The organism is Streptomyces erythrochromogenes (assembly GCF_036170895.1).
Lineage (GTDB): Bacteria > Actinomycetota > Actinomycetes > Streptomycetales > Streptomycetaceae > Streptomyces > Streptomyces erythrochromogenes.
Genome location: NZ_CP108036.1, coordinates 1,103,998 through 1,122,978 on the forward strand (window position 1 = coordinate 1,103,998; position 18,981 = coordinate 1,122,978).

Genomic DNA, 18,981 nt, shown 5'->3' on the forward strand with positions numbered 1-18,981 from the left:
TGGAAGTCGGTCCATCGGAGGGCGTGCCGGGAGGCAAGCTGTGATCGCGGCACGCGAACGCGGTGGCACGGGATGGGCAGAGGGGCCGGGAGTCAGGCGGCGGCAGGGCGGCGTCCACTCATCAGCCGTTGCAGCACGATGAACACGAGCAGCAGGGCGCCGATGACGATCCGGGTCCACCACGAGCTGAGCGTGCCCTGGAAGTTGACGACCGTCTGGATCACGCCGAGGACGAGCACGCCGAGGGCGGTGCCAAGGACGAAGCCGGAACCTCCGGTCAGCAGCGTGCCGCCGATCACGGTGGCGGCGATCGCGTCGAGTTCCATGCCCATGGCGTGGAGGGCGTAGCCGGAGAGCATGTAGAAGGTCAGCAGCAGGCCGCCGAGTGCGGAGCACAGGCCGCTGACGGCATATACGGCGATCTTGGTGGAGCCCGCCGGAAGACCCATCAGGCGTGCGGAGGACTCATTGCCGCCCAGCGCGTACACGTTGCGGCCGAAGCGCGTGTGGTGCAGTACGACGAAGGCGATCACCAGCACGGCCAGGGCGATGACCACCGGGATCGAAACGAACAGTCCCCCCGGGCCATACAGCCGGGTCTGCGCGATTCCCGCCGTGGTGGGGTCGCTGATCGTGATGGATTCGGTGCTGATCGTGTAGCAGAGCCCGCGGGCGAGGAACATGCCGGCCAGGGTGACGATGAACGGCTGGATCTCGAAGGTGTGGATGATCCAGCCCATGAGCGTCCCGCTCGCTGCTCCGACCAGCAGTACCAGTGGCATGACGGTGGCCAGGGGCCAGCCGTGTGACTCGACCAGCCAGGCGGTGAGCATGGTCGACAGGGCCACCATGGAGCCGACGGACAGATCGATGCCGCCGGTGAGGATGACGAAGGTTGCCCCGACCGCGACGACCAGGAGGAATCCGTTGTCGATCAGCAGGTTCAGCACGACTTGCGCGGAGAGGAAGCCCTCGTAGCGGAGCGATCCGACGCTGAACATGACGACCAGCAGGACGGCCGTGACGATCAGTGGGATACGGGTGCGGGTGCGCGGGGACACGGTCGCGAAGGGGCGGGTGAGCCCAGCGGCGGCGCTCGCGATGCCGGTACTCATGCGCGTACCTCCTGCTGCTGCGGGGCGGCGCCCGCCGTGGTGTGGGATCGGGGAGTGGTTGTCCTGCGGCGGCGCAGGACCTTGGCCCGGAAGACCGGGGACTGCACGAGGCAGACGACGATGACGACGAAGGCCTTGAAGACGAGGGTGATCTCGGGTGGGACGCCGAGGGTGTAGACGGTGGTGGACAGCGTCTGGATGATCAGGGCGCCCAGGACGGTGCCGCCGAGGGAGAAGCGTCCTCCGGTCAGGGCGGTGCCGCCGACGACGACGGCGAGGATCGCGTCGAGTTCGATCCACAGGCCGGCGTTGTTACCGTCGGCGCTGGAGACGTTGGAACTGATCATCAGCCCGGCGACGGCGGCGCACAGCGCGCTGAAGACGTAGACCAGGGCGAGCAGACCGCCGGCGCGGATGCCGACCAGTCGGCTGGCGGCGGGGTTGCCGCCTACGGACTCGATCAGCATGCCGAGTGCGCTGCGACGGGTGATGAAGGCGGTGAGCGCGACGAGGGCGGTTGCCAAGAGGACGGCGAACGGGAAGGTCAGCCAGTAGCCGCCTCCGATCATCTTGTAGGGGCCGCTGGTCACCGTGATGATCTGGCCGTCGGTGATCAGCTGGGCGACGCCGCGGCCCGCGACCATGAGGATCAAGGTGGCCACGATGGGCTGCACCCCCAGCCCGGACACCAGGAAGCCGTTGGCGAGGCCCAGCACGAGGGCGACGCCGAGCGCGAGGGCGACGGCCGTGAGCATGGTGGCGACGCTGCCGGGATGTGCGGCGGTGGAGATGTGCCCACAGGCGAGGGCACCGGCGATGGCGACGGTGGAACCCACCGAGAGGTCGATGCCGCGGGTGGCGATGACGAGGGTCATGCCCAGCGCCACCAGGGTGAGGGGCGCGCCGAACTGGAGGATGTCGATGAGGCTGCCGTAGAGGTGGCCGTCGCGTACGCGGACGGAGAAGAAGTCGTGGTGGAACGCGAGGTTGCCGAGGAGCAGGGCGAACAGGATGAGGGTTGGCCACAGCAGGCGGTGGCCGGCCAGTCGTCTCCCGATTCCGCCGACCGCCTCGGACTTGGCAGGCTGGGGGGTCATGAGTCCGCTCCGGTGGCGATGGTGGTGAGTATGCGTTCGGGCGTGACGCTGTCGTCGTTCGTGAGGGTGGCCACCATGCGGTGGTCGCGGAGCACGGCGATGTGGTGGCTCAGGCGCAGGACCTCTTCGAGTTCCGCCGAGATGAACAGCACGGCGGTGCCTTCGCTCGCCAGGCGGGCGACGAGTTTCTGGATCTCCGCCTTGGCCCCGATGTCGATGCCCCGGGTGGGCTCGTCGAGGATCAGGAGCCGGGGTGCGGTCAGCAGCCAACGGGCGAGGAGGACTTTCTGCTGGTTGCCTCCGCTGAGGTGGCGTACCTGCGCTTCGGGGTCGGCGGGGCGGATGTCCAGGGCTTGGATCCAGTGCCGTGCCAGTTCGTCCTGTTTCGCACGGGCCAGCGGCCTGGTCCAGCCGCGGGCGGCCTGCAGAGCGAGGACGATGTTCTCGCGGACCGTGAGCTCGCCCACCAGTCCCTCGGACTTGCGGTTCTCGGAGCAGAAGGCGATGCCTCGGGCGATGGCGTGGCGAGGGGTGCGCAGGAGTACCTTCTTGCCCTCGATGCTCACTTCTCCGCCGTCCGCGCTGTCCGCGCCGAACAGGAGTCGCGCCGCCTCCGTGCGGCCGGAGCCCAGGAGGCCGGCCAGTCCGATGACCTCGCCGGCATGGATGTCGAGGTCGTACGGTTCGATCGAGCCCGTGCGGGTCAGTTGTCGTGCCTGGAGGAACGGCTCGCTGGTCGCCCGTTCGGCCGCTTCCTCGTGGGCACGGTCGGACAGCTGGTCGAGGGTGGCCAGTTCTCCGCCGATCATGCGCTGTACCAGCGTCACCGGAGTGAGTTCGCCGATGGGGTACTCGCCTTCCAGGTGACCGTTGCGCAGGATGGTGACGCGGTCGCAGAGATCGAATACCTGGTCGAGGAAGTGCGTGACGAACAGGATGGCCGCACCGCGGTCCCGCAGGCGCCGCACCAGGGTGAAGAGCTGGGCGACCTCCTCGCGATCCAGGCTGGAGGTGGGTTCGTCCAGCACGAGCACCTTCGCCGAGACGTCCACCGCCCGGACGATGGCGACCAGCTGCTGCACCGCCAGGGAGTGCGAACCGAGCAGACTGGTGACGTCGAGGTCGAGGTCCAGTTCCGTCAGCAGCTCTGCCGCCCGCTGCCGCATCGCGGACCAGTGGATGAGGCCGAGCCGGCGCGGTTCGCGCCCGATGAGGATGTTCTCGGCGACCGAGATGTTCGGGCAGAGGTTGACCTCCTGGTAGACGGTGCTGATTCCGGCCTGCTGCGCCTGGAGGGGGTCTGCGAAGGTGTGCGGCCGGCCGTCGACGAGGATGGTGCCGCCTTCGACGGGGTGGACACCGGTGAGCACCTTGATCAAGGTGGACTTGCCGGCGCCGTTCTCGCCCATCAGGGCGTGCACCTCACCGGGGAAGAGCCGCAGGGCGACTCCGTCGAGGGCGAGCACGCCCGGGAACTGCTTGCGGATGTCCCGGGCTTCCAGGACCGGCCGCGGGCCGCCGTCGTCCGTGGGCCGCGGGGTGGACGGGGATGCCATCCGCCCTCCTCTCGTGGGTGGGGTGGGGTGGAGCGGGCTCCGGACGGTGAAGGAGGCACCGGGGCCGGGCCTCCTCCGGCACCGGAACGTGCGGGTTTCAGTAGTTCCGGGACGGCAGCGCGGCCGCGGCCTTGTCCTGCGGGAAGACACCCTCCACGGTCTCGACACGAGCCGGCACGCTCTCCCCGGCCGCCACCTTCTTGGTCAGCTCCATCAGCTGGTCACCGAGCATCGGGTTGCACTCCACCACGACGTTGATCTTGCCCTCGGTCATTGCGACGAAGGCGTCCTTGATCCCGTCCACCGAGATCACCTTGATGTCCGTCCCGGGCTTCTTGCCGGACTCCTCGATGGCCTGGATGGCGCCGAGGGCCATGTCGTCGTTGTGGGCGTAGAGGACGTCGATGTCCTCCTGGGACTTCAGGAACGCCTGCATGACCTCCTTGCCCTTGGCGCGGGTGAAGTCGCCCGACTGCGAGGCAACGATCTTGAACTTGTTGTCGGCACGGATGACGTCGGCGAAGCCGGCCTTGCGGTCGTTGGCGGGCGCGGAGCCCGTGGTGCCCTGGAGCTCGACGATGTTGACCGGGCCCTGCTCGTTGGCGTACGCGCCGGTCAGCCATTCGCCCGCGGACCTGCCCTCCTTGACGAAGTCCGAGCCCAGGAAGGTCTTGTAGAGGGAGGTGTCCTTGGTGTCCACGGCGCGGTCGGTGAGGATGACCGGGATGCCTGCATCCTTGGCCTCCTTCAGCACCGTGTCCCAACCGGACTCCACGACCGGCGAGAAGGCGATGACGTCGACCTTCTGCTGAATGAAGGTGCGGATCGCCTTGATCTGGTTCTCCTGCTTCTGCTGTCCGTCGGAGAACTTGAGGGTGATCCCCGCCTTCTTCGCCGCCTCCTGGACGGACTTGGTGTTGGCGGTACGCCAACCGCTCTCGGCGCCGACCTGGGCGAAGCCGAGGGTGATCGTGCCGCCGGAGCCTCCCTTGCCTCCCGAGGAGGAGCCGGAGGCGGGGCCCTCGGTCGAGCAGGCGGTCAACGCCGAGGAGGCGAGGAGGGCGGCGGTGAGGACGAGAGCTGCTCTGCGGGCCATGTCGAGTGTCCTTTCGGGGTGTACGGAAGAGGCGCCGCACGGCCGGGGGCCGGGCTTTGCCCAAAAGGAGTCCCAGGGGTGCCGCGCTGCACGACGGCCGGGTCGGTCGGTCGACGTCGGGGCGGAGGTGGGGGCGGGAAGGGTCGGCAGGTGAGGGATTCCCTTGAGATGGGGGCGCCGTCGCATTGTGAGCGCTAACAAGCCACGTTCTCAACCCTCTTGCGCGCGTTACCTGTCCGTTACCGCGTCGGGCGCGACAACGAGACTGTGACCCGCACGGACCCCTTGCCTATCGACATTGTTAGCGCTCACACTGCGAAGGGACCACCCGACCGACCGCCAGGATCGCGGGCGGCAACTCCGCCTGCCGGGCAGCCTGTCGGGCCGCCTGCCGCCCCACGGCTCCTTCGAAAGGCACTCTGTTGACGTCACCTCATCCCCTCGCGCCCACCCCGTATTCCGAGGAATCGGAGCAGTACACGGTCGGCGTCGACTTCGGCACCCTGTCGGGCCGCGCCGTGGTGGTGCGGGTTCGCGACGGTCAGGAGCTGGCCGCGGCGGTCCACGCCTACCGGCACGGCGTCATCGACCGGCACCTGCCGCACGGCGGTGCGCAACTGCCTCCGGACTGGTCCCTGCAACACCCCCAGGACTGGCGGGACGTACTGCGTCGCGCCGTCCCGGAGGCGGTGGCGGCGGCCGGAATCGATCCTGCCGCGGTGATCGGCATCGCCACCGACTTCACCGCGTGCACCGTCCTGCCCACGCTGGCCGACGGGACTCCCCTCGCCGAGACGGAGCTCGCCGGACGGCCGCACGCGTGGCCCAAGCTGTGGAAGCACCACGCGGCCCAGTCGCATGCCGACCGCATCAACGAACTCGCCCACGCCCGCGGGGAGAAGTGGATCGCCCGCTACGGCGGCCGGATCTCCTCCGAGTGGCAGTTCGCGAAGGCCCTCCAGGTCTTGGAGGAGGATCCGCTCGTCTACGAAACCTGCGCGCGGTGGATCGAGGCCGCCGACTGGATCGTGTGGCAGCTCACCGGAACCGAGTCCCGCAACGCCTGCACGGCCGGATACAAGGGCATCCACCAGGACGGCGCCTACCCGAGCGAGGAGTACCTGGCCGCACTGAACCCCCGGTTCGCCGACTTCGCACGCACCCGCCTCGCATTCCCCCTCTCTGCGCTGGGCTCACGAGTGGGCTCGCTCAGCACCGAGGCAGCAGCCTGGACAGGGCTGCGACCCGGCATCGCCGTTGCCGCGGGCAACGTCGACGCCCACGTCACCGCAGCGGCGGCCCAGGCCGTCGAGGACGGTCAACTGCTCGCCATCATGGGCACCTCCACCTGCCACGTCGTGAACGCTCCCGTCCTCGCCGACGTCCCCGGCATCTGCGGTGTCGTCAACGGTGGGATCGTCGAGGGAACCTACGGCTACGAGGCCGGCCAGAGCGCGGTCGGCGACATCTTCGCCTGGGTACTGGACCAAGGCGTCCCGTCGGACTACCTCGCCGAGGCCGCCGAACGCGGCGAGGACCTGCACACCCTGCTGACCCGGAAGGCCGCCCGACAGCCGGTCGGCGGCCACGGACTGGTCGCCCTCGACTGGCTGAACGGCAACCGTTCGGTCCTCGTCGACCACCACCTCTCCGGAGTCATCGTGGGTCTCACCCTCGCGACCCGCCCCGAGGACGTCTACCGCGCGCTGCTCGAAGCCACCGCGTTCGGCACCCGCGTCATCGTGGAGGCCCTGGAGACGGGCGGCGTACCGGTGAACGAGTTCATCGTCGCCGGCGGGCTGGCCAAGAACGAACTGCTGATGCAGATCTACTCCGACGTGCTGCGCCGCCCCGTCTCCCTGGCCGCGTCCAACCAGGGCCCCGCCCTCGGGTCGGCCATCCACGCCGCCGTAGCCGCCGGCGCGCACACCGACGTACGTACGGCCACCGCCGCCATGGGCCGCCGGCTGCCGGCCGTCTACCTGCCCGACGCCACCCGGGCCGAGGCGTACGACGCCCTCTTCGCCGAATACCGGCTCCTGCACGACCACTTCGGCACCGGCGGCCTGCTGCACCGCCTGAGGAGCATGCGCGACACGGCCCACACCGCGGGCTGACACCGCCCCGCTGTTCGTCCCCGCTTCCCCACCCGCCCGCCGCCCCCGCCACCGTTGCGGGACGTCACCTTCAGGAGTCCATGTGCCCAGCCACGCATCCCCCGCCCAGGAAATCTGGTTCCTCACCGGCAGCCAAGGCCTGTACGGAGAGGAGACGCTGCAGCAGGTCGCCGAACAGTCGCTGCAGATCGCCGCCGCGCTGGCCGACGCCTCCGGCATTCTCGCGCGCGTGGTGTGGAAGCCGGTACTGACCGACGCCGCCGCCATCCGCCGGGTGTGCCTCGACGCGAACGCCGACGACCAGTGCATCGGGCTGATCGCCTGGATGCACACCTTCTCGCCGGCCAAGATGTGGATCGCCGGACTGGACGCGCTGCGCAAGCCGTTGCTGCACCTCCACACCCAGTCGAACGTGGCCCTGCCCTGGGACACCATCGACATGGACTTCATGAACCTCAACCAAGCTGCCCACGGAGACCGCGAGTTCGGGCACATCCAGACCCGTCTGGGCGTACCCCGCAAAACGGTGGCCGGCCACGTCACCGATCCCGAGACGAGCGCACGCGTCGCGATCTGGGCGCGGGCGGCCGCCGCACGATCCGAACTGGCCACCCTCAAGGTCGCCCGCTTCGGCGACAACATGCGCGACGTGGCCGTCACCGAGGGCGACAAGGTCGAGGCCCAGCTGCGCTTGGGCGTCTCCGTCAACACCTACGGCGTCAACGACCTGGTGAAGGTCGTCGACAGCGCGGACGAGACCGACGTGGCTTCCCTCGTCGAGGAGTACGCCGACCTGTACCACTTGGCGCCGGAACTGCGACCGGGCGGCGAACGGCACGACTCGCTGCGTTACGCGGCCCGCATCGAAGCCGGCCTGCGCACCTTCCTGGAAACGGGCGGCTTCGGGGCCTTCACCACCAACTTCGAGGACCTGGGCGGACTGCGCCAGCTGCCCGGCCTCGCGGTCCAGCGGCTCATGGCCCAGGGGCACGGCTTCGGAGGAGAGGGCGACTGGAAGACCGCCGTCCTGCTGCGCGCCCTCAAGGTGGCCGCCACCGGCCTCCCGGGCGGCACCTCCTTCATGGAGGACTACACCTACGACCTGACAGCGGGCAACCAGCTCATCCTCGGCGCACACATGCTGGAAGTCTGCCCCACCATCGCGGCCGCCAGGCCCAGCTGCGAGATCCACCCCCTCGGCATCGGCGGGCGGGAGGACCCGGTGCGCCTGGTGTTCGACGCCGCCCCCGGCCGGGCCGTGGTGATCGGACTCGCCGACCTTGGCGACCGCTTCCGCCTGATCGCCAACGACATCGACGTGGTGGCACCCCCTCACCCGCTGCCCGCCCTGCCCGTCGCCCGCGCGGTCTGGCGGCCCCACCCCGACCTGCGGACCTCCACCGAATCCTGGCTGACGGCCGGAGGACCGCACCACACCGTCCTCAGCACCGCCCTCACCTCCGACCACCTCGACGACCTGGCGGAGATGCTCCGCCTGGAACTCGCCCTCATCGACGACACCACCACCCCGAAGCAGTTCCGGCGAGATCTCCGCTGGAACCAGGCGTACTACCGGCTGGCACTGGGACTGTGAACCGGTTGAAGCCCAGGCCGGTCCGCGCAAACGGGCATCGGCCGACCGGTCTCGACGATCGATCCCCGCCCCTGCCTTGAGCCGCCGAGCGTCAGCGGGCGTCTTCCGCCACCTGAGCACAGACCGTCGATCCCCCGGCGCGCAACTTGTGCATCGTCAGGCAGGTCTCGTCGAACGGGTGTCGCCGCTTGCCCAGACACGCGCACGACGTGACCGGCCGATACGCAGGTGGTGTTGCCAGGACTGATGCGCCTTCGCTGGGCCCCGTCGTGTGCCGGGTCCTCACGAGCTCATGTGACCTGTATGACCGCCACGGCAAGCGGCGGAAGCCCCTCGACGTCAAGGTCCACGGCTCGCGCGCCCGGGCGCTTGAGTCTCCAGCGGCTGGAGGGTCCAGGATCTCGCCCATGGAAGACGAACGCCCCGACGTGCTCACCATCGGCCAGCTCGCGCACCGCACTGGCCTTCCGGTGCGCACCCTGCGCTTCTGGTCGGACGAGGGAGCGGTGCCGCCCGTGGCCCGCTCCGCGAGCGGCTACCGGCTGTACGACGCCGAGTCCGTGGCCCGCGTCGAGCTGGTCCGCACCCTGCGGGAGCTGGGCCTCGGGCTCGACGACGTGTGCCGCGTCCTGAGCGGCCGCACCACGGTCGCCGAGATCGCCGACGCGCACGTGGCCGCGCTCGACGCGCAGATCCGCTCCCTCAAGGTGAGTCGGGCCGTCCTCTCCACCGTTTCGAAACGTGGTTCGACCGCTGAGGAGACAGCACTGATGAACCGGTTGGCACGGCTTTCCGCCACCGAACGCAAGCAGATCATCGACGAGTTCAAGGAGGAGGTGTTCGGCGGTCTCGACGTCGACCCGCGCCTGCGTGACCGCATGCGCACCTTCAGCATCGAACTGCCCGACGACCCCACACCCGAGCAGGTCGACGCCTGGATCGAACTGGCCGAGCTGGTGCGGGACCCCGGCTTCCGCTCCCGGATGCGCACCATGCTGGAGCTGAGCACCCCGGCCCCCGGTCAGAATCGTGCCCCCGGGGCGTCCATCTGGTGGGCCAGGCAGGTCGTGCAGACCGTCGCGGAGGTGAGGAACCGCGGGATCGCCCCTGAGGGACCGGCAGCGGCCGAAGTGCTGTCCGAGCTGTTCGGCGACGCCGATCGGGCCGCCGTGCTGTTGTGCCTGGAGGCCGGGATCGAGGCAGGGGCGGATCGCTACCGCAGGCTCGTCGCCCGCGTGCGCGGACAGTATTCGTCTCCCGACGCGTCCGAGGAGCTGGAGTGGCTGGCGCGAGCCCTGCGTGCCGCGGATCAAGCCTGACCGGCCGTACCGCCCCTGCCCCGCATGGGTTGAGGCGAAGCGACCACCCGTTCCCGATCCGCCTCGTGTGATCACGGGCTGGGGGCAGCTGCCGCTCTTCACCACATGTGGCGGGGATCACGTCGGTGGGAAAACCTGCGGCTCGGCTCGGGCGTCTAGGAGGTGTGAGAACAGTCAGAGCAGCGCTGCACGAGTTGGACGAGGAGCGTCTCGTCCGGCTGGTGGCCAAGGGCGACCGTGCCGCGTTCGAGGAGTTGTACCGGCGTACGTCGCCGTGGATGGCGGTGCGGCTGCGCCGCCGCTGCGCGGACGAGCAGATCGTCGCCGAAGTCATGCAGGAGACGTATCTGGCGGTGTGGCGCGCGGCGAGTGCGTTCGCCGGGGCCGCGGCCGGAGGAACGGCCGTCGGCTGGCTGTGGACGATCGCGGCGCGGCGCCTCGTCGACGCGTTCCGGCGCAGGGCCCACCACGCGGAGCCGCCGCCCGCGGCCGCCCCGCAGCCCGTGGCGCCCGCCGAGGAGGAGGCGCTCGCGGCGATCGTGGGCGGTGACGTCGGCGACGCGCTGCGGCGCCTCACGCCGGAGCTCAGACAGGTACTGCAGGCCATGGTGCTCGACGGACTGTCCGTCAGGGAGACCGCGGTTCTGCTCGGGCTGCCCGAGGGCACGGTCAAGACCCGTGCCCGCCGGGCCAGGATCGCGATGCGGAGGGCGCTGGTATGAGCGTGGAACACGCGTCGATGCGGATCATCGACGGTTACGCGCGCGGCGACACGGACATCGCCGCCGACGAGGTGTGGGCCCTGGAGGCCCACCTGGAGGCGTGCCGGGTGTGCCGTGACCGGCTGTCGGCCGCCGTTACGGCGCAGGCGCCCGCCGTGGCGGCACTGGTCGACACGGTGTGGTCCGGCCTCGGCCCCCAGTTGGCCGCCACCGCCACGATGCCGCGCCGGCGGCGCTGGTCGGCGTGGCTGTCCGTGTGGATGACGCCGGTGACGGTGCCGCGGCTGGCCATGGTCGTGAGCGTGACACTGCTCGCGCTCCTGCTCGACCTGGTCGGCACCGGATCCGCCGAGGTGTCACTGGTACTTCTGCTCGCTCCGGTGCTGCCGGTGCTCGGCGTCGCGGCGTCGTGGTCGCGCGGGCTAGACCCGGCGTACGAACTGACGGCCTCGGCGCCCAGAGCCGGGCTGTACCTGGTGCTGCGGCGCACCGCGTCCGTGCTCGCCGTGGTCGTCCCCGCGCTGCTGGTGGCCGGCTGGGTGACGGGGATGACGGCCGCGCAGTGGCTGCTGCCCTGTCTGGCCTTCACCTCGACGACCCTGGCGCTCGGCGGTGTCGTCGGCGTGACCCGTGCGGCCGTTGCGCTGGTGGCGGTGTGGGCCGCCGTAGTCGTGGCGCCGACCCTGGCCGCCAGCCGTACGACCTTCGCCCTGCAGACGGACGGTCTGCCCGTGTGGGGGCTGATCCTCGCGCTCGGCATCGGTGTCGTGATCGCCCGCAGGGGCGCGTACTCCGTGCTGGGAGCCCATCGATGACCATCGGCCTCGCCAGTGTGCCCTTACCCAGCGATCTTGTCGCGCGCATCCCCATGAGTGGCTGAAACACCACAGCCACACCGGCATCCCTGGATCTCCCGGTCCTACGAGTGACCGGAATCAACCCACCGACAACGCAAGGAACACCACATGATGACCGCGGTGAGCGCGGCTGACATCGCGCCGACGGCCTACGCCTGGGAGATCCAGGCCACCGGGCTGAAGGTCAGAGTCGGCCGGAAACGGATGGCGGTCGACGGGCTCGACCTGAAGCTCGGCATCGGCGTACACGGCCTGCTCGGCCCCAACGGGGCCGGCAAGACCACCCTCATCCGGGCACTGGCCACCGTACTGCACCCCACCGAAGGCACCTTGGAGCTGCTCGGCGAGTCCGCGGGCGGCATGGGCGAGCACCGTGCGCTGCGCCGCCGGATCGGATACCTGCCGCAGGAGTTCGGCTACTACAAGCGCTTCACGGTGCGCGAGTTCGTCGAGTACATGGCGTGGCTGAAGGAGGTGCCCAAGGCGGACATCCCCGGGGCGGTGCAGCGTGCCGTGGAGCGGGTGGGTCTGGCGGACCGCGCCGACGAGAAGATGAAGGCCCTGTCGGGCGGCATGGTACGCAGGGTCGGCATCGCCCAGGCCATCGTCAACGACCCGACGATCCTGCTGCTGGACGAGCCGACGGTCGGCCTGGACCCGGCGCAGCGGCTGCGCTTCCGCGAGCTGCTTCAGCAGCTCGGCACGGACACGTGCGTCGTGGTCTCCACCCATCTGGTGGAGGACGTCGCCGCCGCCTGCACCAACGTGGTGCTCTTCGCCGAGGGCAGGCTGGTCTTCCAGGGCACCCCGGACGAGCTGGCCGCGGCGGGCGGCCCCGAGCACGTGGGCGACAGCCCCCTGGAGCGCGGCTACTCGGCACTGCTCCTGACCCCCGAGCAGACAAGGGGCACCTGGTGAACGTCCGTGTCCTGCGCATCGAGCTGAAGCGCTCCGTCGCCCCGTGGGCCGGCGCCGTGGTCCTGACGACGGCGCTGGCGTTCCTGTACCTGGTGGACGCCGCGTGGTGGAGGGGCACCACGGCGTGGACGGCCCAGTGGACGTCCATGGCCCTGTGGACCCGCGCCCTGCTGGGCTACCTGTGGCCGCTGGCCGTGGGGCTCGGGGCGCTGCAGGGCCTGCGCGACCACCGCTCGAAGGTGTCCGAGCTGCTGACGACCACATCGCGTCCCGCCTGGCACCGCGCCGCCACGCTGGCGGGCACGACGGCGATCACCCTGGCCTCGGCGTTCGCGCTCCTCGTCCTCGTGGGCGCGGTCCAGGTGCTCTCCAACACCGAGTACACGCACCTCGGATGGCTGCCGGTCTCGCTGGTGGGGGCACTCTCTCTCGCCGCGGGAGCCGTGCTGGGCATGGGGGCCGGGCGCGCCCTGCCGTCCGCGCTCACCCCGCCCGCGCTGACCATGGGCGCCTTCGTGTTCACGGCCCTCATGCACATGTCGTTGGGCACGGAGCCGAACCGGGTCTCCCTGCTGTCCCCGGCGGTGCAGGAGGTGCGCGAGGTACTCGTCACGCTCTCCGCCTCCGTGCACGTCGGGCAGACGATCTGGCTGCTCGGCATGGCCGCGACCGGCTTCGCGCTGCTGGTCGCCGCGACCCCGCGCGCCCGGCTGATCGCCCTGACGCCCGTCCTGGCCGGCGCGGCGATCGCCCTGCTCGTCCTCCCCTCCGCTCCAGGCCGGATGTATGTGGTCGACGAGGCCGCCGCGGAGCTGGTGTGCGATGGTCCGGTGTGCGTGACCAAGACGCACCAGGCACGACTCGCCGACCTCGCGGGTCCCGGCAAGGAGGCGCTGCGCCTGCTGCACGGCGCCCTGGGCGGCCAGGCGCCGGTCTCGGTCCGGGAGAACACCGCCGTACTGCCCGACGGCTCCACGCCGCAGTGGTCCGGCAAGACCGTGCTCTTCGACTTCGACGACGACATCATCGCCGCCGCGAAGGGCGAGGAGCTGACCTGGGCCCTGATCGCCAAAGGCATGGTGCCAGGGTGCACCCCCGTCGGCTGGAGCAGCTTCGGGAATGAGGATTTCGCGCAGACCGTCGCCGTGGGCTGGGTCCTCGGAGACCTCAGGTCGCTGCCCGGCACAGGATCAGCAAGTTTGCGCCGCGAGGTCGACGCCGCGGCCCGCCCGGTGTGGACGGAACTCAAGGCGCTGCCGCGGGCCGAACAGCTCTCGCGGATCAACGCGATGCGCGCCGCCGCGCTCTCCTGCAAGGGCGACGCGTTCGATGCACTGAACGGGGGTGCGTCCCGATGAGATGGCTGACGCTGTACGCGCGCTCGCGTCAGGTACCCGCGTCACTCGCCGCAGTGGTGATCAGCGCGGTGGCGGTGTGGGCACTGGTCCGGGACGGGGGCGAGGGACCCGGTGATCCGCGGCTGCCCGTGCTCATCCTCGCTACGGGGGCGATGGCAGCCTCGATCGGGCTCAGCGGGCAGGACCTCGCGCTGGACCGGACGGCCGCGATCCGATGGGTGCCCCGAAGAGCGGCACACGTGCTGCTCATCGGCGCGGTCGTCGGCACGGTGCTGTTGACAGTGCAGACCATGGGCGAGGACATGGCCACCACCGCGTTCGTCGTCCGGGACAGCGCGGGCCTGATGGGACTGGTCGCCCTGGGCGCGGCGCTCTTGGGCGGCCAGTACGCCTGGACGCTACCGTTCACCTGGCTCTCCTTCTCGTTCTTCGCCCCGCCCCCGACAGGTGTGCCGATGCAGGTGGCGACCTGGATGCTGCTGCCGCCCGGCACGGCAGCGGGCACCTGGACGGCCCTGGTCCTCACGGTTGCCGGCACCGCGGCCTACGCCGTCGCGGGACCGAGACGGTAGCCGGACCGGGCCACCGGATCGGGGCACGGCCGTGTTCGTGTGCGGATCCGCCAGCGGTGCCGTCGATGCCCGTTCGGCAGCCGCCGTGCGGGAGAGAACGTGCCGGCGCCCGCTCCCGCGTCCGCCACGCCGGGCACCGCACAGGTGCGGTGCCTGCAGTCATCCACCCGAAGGTGGGCAACCTGCGCGGTGGTGCCCGGGCAACGGCGGGCGTGGGCCCCGAAACCCGGCCCGGATCCGCGGCGCGACACGGCAGGTTCTTCTCGTCACCGGCGAGGCCGAGGAATCCTCCAACCACCCAGCCGTACCGGTGTACGGATCCGGGCCGGGAGCCAAGGCGCCGCCTGGCCGGGCCCACGACGCTCAGAGGCCGCACCAGGCTGCCATACCACCAGTCGCCCTCGAACCCGCTCAGCGCCCAGTGATCGCCATGGAGCCGCCGTGCCGAGGGAGAGCCAAGGCAACGCCCACAGACCGCAATCGCCACGTGAACCTTTCCCCTCACTTTCCCCTCCACTGATCACCGATACACAGGCATGGGAGATACAGATGTCCGACGACCCGAGCCTCGAAGAGGCGCAGCTGTACGGCCGGCTGCGTGCCGCACGTCGGGGACTGTTCGTGGGACGCGAGGCAGAGATCGGGTTGTTCCGAGAGGCTCTTGGCGGCCGTCCCGACGATGCCGACACGCTGGCGGTTCTGTGCCTGCACGGCCCGGGCGGGATCGGGAAGTCGACGTTGCTGCAGCGGTTCGAGGACGAGGCCGCGGCGGCGGAAAGGCCCGTGGTCCGCGTCGATCTGCGAAGGACCACCTGCTGGCCCGTGCTCTGGGGGGTGTGGGCGGACCAGGTCCGCATGCACGAGCGAGCCGTCCTGCTGGTGGACGACTCCGACCAGTGCGAGGCATGGGAGGAAGAGTTTCCCCACCGCTTCCTCCCGCTGCTTCCGAGGGGCACTCTCGTCGTCATGACGGCCCGGCGCGCACCGGCCGACCAGTGGGTCGCCGACCCCGGCTGGCGGCGGGCCCTGCGTGTCGTCCGGCTTGCGGAACTGGCCGCGGACTCTGCCGCAGAGCTGCTGCACTCCGAAGGAGTGCGGCCGGAGCTGCACGAGAAAGTGCTCGACTTCGCCGGCGGGCACCCCCTGGCACTGCGGCTGGCCGCTGCGAGCGCCGCCTACGGCCCGACACACCCGGCGATGTGGCATCCGTCCCACGACCTCGTCCGGAGACTGCGCGATCACCTCGTCGGCGACGTGCCCTGTCCGGATCACCTCCGGGCCCTTCAGGTGTGTGCCCACACTCGGGCGACCAGGGAGGATTTGCTGCGCGAGGTCCTGCCCAGCACGGCGCCGGCGCCGCTCTTCGACTGGCTTCGCCGACAGCCCTACATCGACTCCGGTCCGAGCGGGCTGTCTCCGCACGACGCGGTGCGCGCGGTCCTCGACGCCGACATGAGGTGGCGAGACCCGCAGGGGTACGCGGACATGCATGAGCGGGTACGCACCCATGTGGTCTCCCGCGCCCTCACAGCCGGGGGCCCTTCCGCCCTCCCCGCAGCCATGGCTCTGACACACCTTCACCGGCCGGGTGGCTTCATGGGGCGCTTCGTGACATGGCAGGAAGCGGATTCCGTCCATGAGGACCACTACCACTCCCGGGATCGCGAAGCACTGCTCGGGCTGACCGAGCGCGCCGAAGGCTCTCAGGCGGCGGCTGCGGCCGGGTTCTGGATCGCCCGCCGCCCAGACGCCTTTCGGGTGCTGCGCCGGACCGACACCGGCGAGCCCGTGGCTTTCACAGCATGGCTGGAGCTGCGGAAGCCCGACGGGCCGGAGACGTCCGCCGATCCGGTCCTCGCGACTGTCTGGGAGCACTGCCGCGAGACCGCAGCGCTGCGCGACGGCGAGCACCTCGCCGTCGCGCGCTTTCTCGTCCCTCCCGACGGCCGGCAGGAGCCGTCGCCGATCACGGACATGCTGCTGCACCGGGTGCTCGCCCATCCTGCACTCGCAGAACCTGGCCTGGTCCTACGTCGCCCTGGCCGGTATGCAGTGGTGGCGCCCGTTCTTCACCTACCTCGACCAGCATCCGCTCGCTTCTGCACCCGGCGCCGACGACCGCGTACCCATCCTGTACGCGCACGACTGGCGCGCTATGCCCCTGCGGCAATGGCTCACCGCTATTGGACGGCTCGAACTCGACGGGACGAATCCGAACGCGGGACGGGGCACGCCCGGCACCGGTGAGCCGGCTGCACTGAGCCGCACCGAGTTCGAGCATGCCCTCCACGACGCCTTCAGGAACTGGCACCGACCGGCTGCGCTCCAAGCCAACCCGCTCACCCGCAGCGCACTGCTCGCCGGATACGGGGAGGCAGACCTCGCGGCCCGAGTGCGGCACGGGCTGACGGACGCCGTCGACGCACTGCGCGAGAGCCCGGGCACCGAGCCGTTCCACGCCCTGCTGACGACGACGTTCATCGACTCGGCACGCACGAGACAGTCCGCCGCGCTGCGTCTGGGACTGCCGTTCGGAACCTACCGGCGCCACCTGGCGAAAGCCCTGCACCAGGTGAGCGACCACCTGTGGGTTCGCGAACTCTGCCGCAGGGCCCATCCCTGAAGCCGCGTGCCCGGCCTACCAGGCCAGGTGCAAATCCGGGCTCTCCGCCCTGTCCTTGTCGGCGAACATGCAGTTCAGGTGGAGCACCGTGCGGTACGTGCCGCGTACCCCGCCGGCCGGCTGCTGGTACACGATGCGGCCCGAGGCGTAGCGGGGCGTCTCCCGGTTGCTGTTGCCGTTCGGTCCGACGTACGAGATCTGCAGAGAGCACGGAGCCTGCTGCATGACCGGGGTGACGTAAGCGTCCGGGTACACGCTGGCCCCACGGGCACTGATGCAGGTGCGGACGTCGAGGATGGTACGCAGCTGGCGCGGGACGGGGCTGCTCGGATCCGGCACGGAGCCGACCAGCCGGCTCGTCCCACACCCGCCGCCGCTGGTTGCTGCCGCGGTACCCGGCATCACCGCGACGGCCCCGGCCGCCATCAGCAGCGCCAACACTGTGTTGCCAGACCTGCGTATCACCTTGCTTGCCATCGGACCTCCAAGGCAGACATGTCGGTGCACCTGATGCGCACCGCGTGTTCCCGATCATGGTCGGGGAACGTGTCCATCCGAGGGCCCAAGGGGAGTCCACTGCGGCCCACTCATGCCCGGACCCGTCACGCCAGGCACGGCCGGGAGGCAGTGCACCGCACGAGGCCCCGGACCGTCACGGTCCCGGGGCCTGCACGCCCAGCGGCGCCCGGAACAGGTCCACGAGCAGGAAGTCGCTCCGCGCCACCCCTGAGCAGCCGTGGACGGGCGGATCGCCGGAGATGGCCGTGCCGGTCCAGCCCCACCGGTACTGGTCGTCGTTGCGAACCCATGCGGTCAGAGCACTAGCGGGCAGGCAGGCGGGTGGGATCGGCGATGATCTGTCGGACGGTCGACCATGCCGCGCCCAGCACCGGTCCGCGGCGCCCCAGCGCGGAGGGGCGCACCGCCTCCGGGGTCCAGGGCCGGACGGTGACCCGGACGGCCAGTTCGGCGCGTATCGACGGGAGGAGCCAGTCGGCGAGTTCGGCGTAGGCGCCGCCCAGAACGAGGGAGTCCGGGTCGATCAGGTTCACTGCCGAGGCGAGGGCGAGTCCCAGGGCCCGTCCGGCGCGGTCCAGGGCGCGAAGGGTCGACGCGTCCCCGGCGCCTGCCCGTTCGGCCAGCAGGGCCACCGGGTCGCCGACATGTCCCAGCCCGGCCTCGCGCAGCACGGCCGCTTCGCCCGCGTACTGCTCCAGGCAGCCGCGTGCCCCGCAGGCGCAACGGGCGCCCTCCGGGTGGACGGGCAGGTGGCCGAGTTCGCCTGCGAAGCCGCGGGCGCCCCGGAACAGCTGTCCGCCGATGACCAGTGCGGCACCGATTCCGGCCTCGGCGGAGACGTGTACGAAGGTCTCGGCGGGGTGTCCCTGGTGCCACTGCTCGGCCAGCGCCCCGAGGTTGGCCTCGTTCTCCGGCTCGGGCACGGTGCCGGGGTCGGGCCAGTGGTCGGCGGGGCGGACCGCCTGCCAGCCGAGGTTGGGCGCGTTCGCGATCAGCCCGCTCGGCGTGTTCGGCACCACCCCCGGCACGGCCAGGACGCGGCCCTCGACGCGCAGGCCGAGGGCGGCGGCCTCGGCCTCCGCCTCGGCGCCCAGCGCGGCGGCCTCCGCCAGCACCTGCCCGGCCGGCCGGCCGGCGTTGGCCCGCTCCACCCGACGCCACACCCGGGGTTCACCGCGCAGGTCCACGACGCACGCGGCGAGATGGGTGACGCCGATCTCCAGGCCGAGGCCCGCGGGACCCCGATCGCTCAGGGCCAGTGCCCGTCCGGGGCGGCCGACCCGTCCGCTGGGCGCGGTCTCCGTCTCGGTCAGCGCTCCGCGACCGATGAGCTCGTCGACCATGGAGGAGACGGCCGGCCTGGTCAGGCCCGTGTGCCCGGCGACGTCCGCCCGGGAGAGCGGGCCGTGCGCGGCGACTGCGCCGATCACCACCGCGAGGTTCTGCCGACGCATCCCCTGCTGCGAGGCGGGCGCGGCGTCCACGCCCCCGCTCGCCCTGCCGATCCCCGTCATTGAC

16 protein-coding genes are annotated in these 18,981 nt (G+C 70.8%); 10 read left to right on the forward strand and 6 right to left on the reverse strand.

Going from position 1 to position 18,981, the window contains the following annotated elements; genetic code table 11:
• Window positions 1–92: 92 nt before the first annotated feature.
• From yjfF to OHA91_RS05355, 4 genes are all read right to left on the reverse strand, one after another.
• Window positions 93–1,115 carry a galactofuranose ABC transporter, permease protein YjfF gene (yjfF, locus tag OHA91_RS05340; protein ID WP_031147350.1) on the reverse strand — a complete coding sequence of 341 codons (1,023 nt, stop codon included), beginning with the start codon at window positions 1,113–1,115 and terminating at the stop codon, window positions 93–95.
• Window positions 1,112–2,212 carry an ABC transporter permease gene (locus tag OHA91_RS05345; RefSeq protein WP_031147348.1) on the reverse strand — a complete coding sequence of 367 codons (1,101 nt, stop codon included), beginning with the start codon at window positions 2,210–2,212 and terminating at the stop codon, window positions 1,112–1,114. Before OHA91_RS05345 ends, yjfF begins: the two co-directional genes overlap by 4 nt.
• Window positions 2,209–3,768 (reverse strand): sugar ABC transporter ATP-binding protein, encoded by a 1,560-nt coding sequence (locus OHA91_RS05350; RefSeq protein WP_266494681.1) that lies wholly within the window; start codon window positions 3,766–3,768, stop codon window positions 2,209–2,211. The genes OHA91_RS05345 and OHA91_RS05350 overlap by 4 nt, the downstream gene beginning before the upstream one ends.
• Before the next feature lie 97 nt (window positions 3,769–3,865).
• Entirely contained in the window at window positions 3,866–4,864 is a 999-nt protein-coding gene (locus OHA91_RS05355) for an ABC transporter substrate-binding protein (RefSeq protein WP_031147344.1), read from the reverse strand.
• Window positions 4,865–5,286: 422 nt separating this feature from the next.
• Here OHA91_RS05355 and araB point away from each other — a divergent pair, with 422 nt between their 5' ends.
• From araB to OHA91_RS05405, 10 genes are all read left to right on the forward strand, one after another.
• Window positions 5,287–6,981, forward strand: coding sequence for a ribulokinase (araB, locus tag OHA91_RS05360; protein WP_266494678.1), 1,695 nt, complete (start codon window positions 5,287–5,289; stop codon window positions 6,979–6,981).
• Between the two features lie 82 nt (window positions 6,982–7,063).
• The gene (gene araA / locus OHA91_RS05365; RefSeq protein WP_266494675.1) at window positions 7,064–8,575 is read left to right on the forward strand and encodes an L-arabinose isomerase; all 1,512 of its coding nucleotides are present in this window, start codon (window positions 7,064–7,066) and stop codon (window positions 8,573–8,575) included.
• A 407-nt stretch (window positions 8,576–8,982) separates the two neighbouring features.
• Entirely contained in the window at window positions 8,983–9,894 is a 912-nt protein-coding gene (locus OHA91_RS05370) for a helix-turn-helix domain-containing protein (protein ID WP_328738723.1), read from the forward strand.
• A gap of 164 nt (window positions 9,895–10,058) precedes the next feature.
• Window positions 10,059–10,616, forward strand: a complete 558-nt coding sequence (locus OHA91_RS05375; RefSeq protein WP_328738724.1) for an RNA polymerase sigma factor — start codon at window positions 10,059–10,061, stop codon at window positions 10,614–10,616.
• Complete coding sequence (locus OHA91_RS05380; protein WP_328738725.1) at window positions 10,613–11,431, forward strand: zf-HC2 domain-containing protein; 819 nt, start codon at window positions 10,613–10,615, stop codon at window positions 11,429–11,431. The genes OHA91_RS05375 and OHA91_RS05380 overlap by 4 nt, the downstream gene beginning before the upstream one ends.
• A 153-nt stretch (window positions 11,432–11,584) precedes the next feature.
• Complete coding sequence (locus tag OHA91_RS05385; RefSeq protein ID WP_037631672.1) at window positions 11,585–12,391, forward strand: ABC transporter ATP-binding protein; 807 nt, start codon at window positions 11,585–11,587, stop codon at window positions 12,389–12,391.
• A complete protein-coding gene (locus OHA91_RS05390) occupies window positions 12,388–13,749 on the forward strand; it encodes a hypothetical protein (protein WP_328738727.1) in 1,362 nt (453 codons plus the stop codon). The genes OHA91_RS05385 and OHA91_RS05390 overlap by 4 nt, the downstream gene beginning before the upstream one ends.
• Entirely contained in the window at window positions 13,746–14,321 is a 576-nt protein-coding gene (locus OHA91_RS05395) for a hypothetical protein (RefSeq protein WP_031147328.1), read from the forward strand. Before OHA91_RS05390 ends, OHA91_RS05395 begins: the two co-directional genes overlap by 4 nt.
• 549 nt (window positions 14,322–14,870) lie before the next feature.
• On the forward strand, window positions 14,871–16,568 hold the full coding sequence (locus tag OHA91_RS05400; protein ID WP_328738728.1) for an ATP-binding protein: 1,698 nt from the start codon (window positions 14,871–14,873) through the stop codon (window positions 16,566–16,568).
• Window positions 16,477–16,944, forward strand: a complete 468-nt coding sequence (locus tag OHA91_RS05405) for a hypothetical protein (protein ID WP_328738729.1) — start codon at window positions 16,477–16,479, stop codon at window positions 16,942–16,944. The genes OHA91_RS05400 and OHA91_RS05405 overlap by 92 nt, the downstream gene beginning before the upstream one ends.
• Window positions 16,945–16,959: 15 nt before the next feature.
• On the opposite strand, the gene OHA91_RS05410 is transcribed toward OHA91_RS05405, so the two are convergent.
• Together OHA91_RS05410 and OHA91_RS05415 are read right to left on the reverse strand one after the other, a co-directional pair.
• On the reverse strand, window positions 16,960–17,421 hold the full coding sequence (locus OHA91_RS05410; RefSeq protein ID WP_158714720.1) for a hypothetical protein: 462 nt from the start codon (window positions 17,419–17,421) through the stop codon (window positions 16,960–16,962).
• A 344-nt stretch (window positions 17,422–17,765) separates the two neighbouring features.
• On the reverse strand, window positions 17,766–18,977 hold the full coding sequence (locus OHA91_RS05415) for an ROK family protein (RefSeq protein ID WP_031147322.1): 1,212 nt from the start codon (window positions 18,975–18,977) through the stop codon (window positions 17,766–17,768).
• Window positions 18,978–18,981 lie beyond the last annotated feature (4 nt).

Excerpts from the sequence above, each read along its gene's own strand:
- OHA91_RS05370 (WP_328738723.1), top strand. The coding sequence starts at position 8,983 with ATGGAAGACGAACGCCCCGACGTGCTCACCATCGGCCAGCTCGCGCAC.
- OHA91_RS05350 (WP_266494681.1), bottom strand. The coding sequence starts at position 3,768 with ATGGCATCCCCGTCCACCCCGCGGCCCACGGACGACGGCGGCCCGCGG.
- OHA91_RS05400 (WP_328738728.1), top strand. The coding sequence starts at position 14,871 with ATGTCCGACGACCCGAGCCTCGAAGAGGCGCAGCTGTACGGCCGGCTG.
- OHA91_RS05405 (WP_328738729.1), top strand. The coding sequence starts at position 16,477 with ATGCCCCTGCGGCAATGGCTCACCGCTATTGGACGGCTCGAACTCGAC.
- OHA91_RS05355 (WP_031147344.1), bottom strand. The coding sequence starts at position 4,864 with ATGGCCCGCAGAGCAGCTCTCGTCCTCACCGCCGCCCTCCTCGCCTCC.
- OHA91_RS05345 (WP_031147348.1), bottom strand. The coding sequence starts at position 2,212 with ATGACCCCCCAGCCTGCCAAGTCCGAGGCGGTCGGCGGAATCGGGAGA.
- OHA91_RS05415 (WP_031147322.1), bottom strand. The coding sequence starts at position 18,977 with ATGACGGGGATCGGCAGGGCGAGCGGGGGCGTGGACGCCGCGCCCGCC.
- OHA91_RS05385 (WP_037631672.1), top strand. The coding sequence starts at position 11,585 with ATGACCGCGGTGAGCGCGGCTGACATCGCGCCGACGGCCTACGCCTGG.
- OHA91_RS05380 (WP_328738725.1), top strand. The coding sequence starts at position 10,613 with ATGAGCGTGGAACACGCGTCGATGCGGATCATCGACGGTTACGCGCGC.
- OHA91_RS05395 (WP_031147328.1), top strand. The coding sequence starts at position 13,746 with ATGAGATGGCTGACGCTGTACGCGCGCTCGCGTCAGGTACCCGCGTCA.
- OHA91_RS05410 (WP_158714720.1), bottom strand. The coding sequence starts at position 17,421 with ATGGCAAGCAAGGTGATACGCAGGTCTGGCAACACAGTGTTGGCGCTG.
- yjfF (WP_031147350.1), bottom strand. The coding sequence starts at position 1,115 with ATGAGTACCGGCATCGCGAGCGCCGCCGCTGGGCTCACCCGCCCCTTC.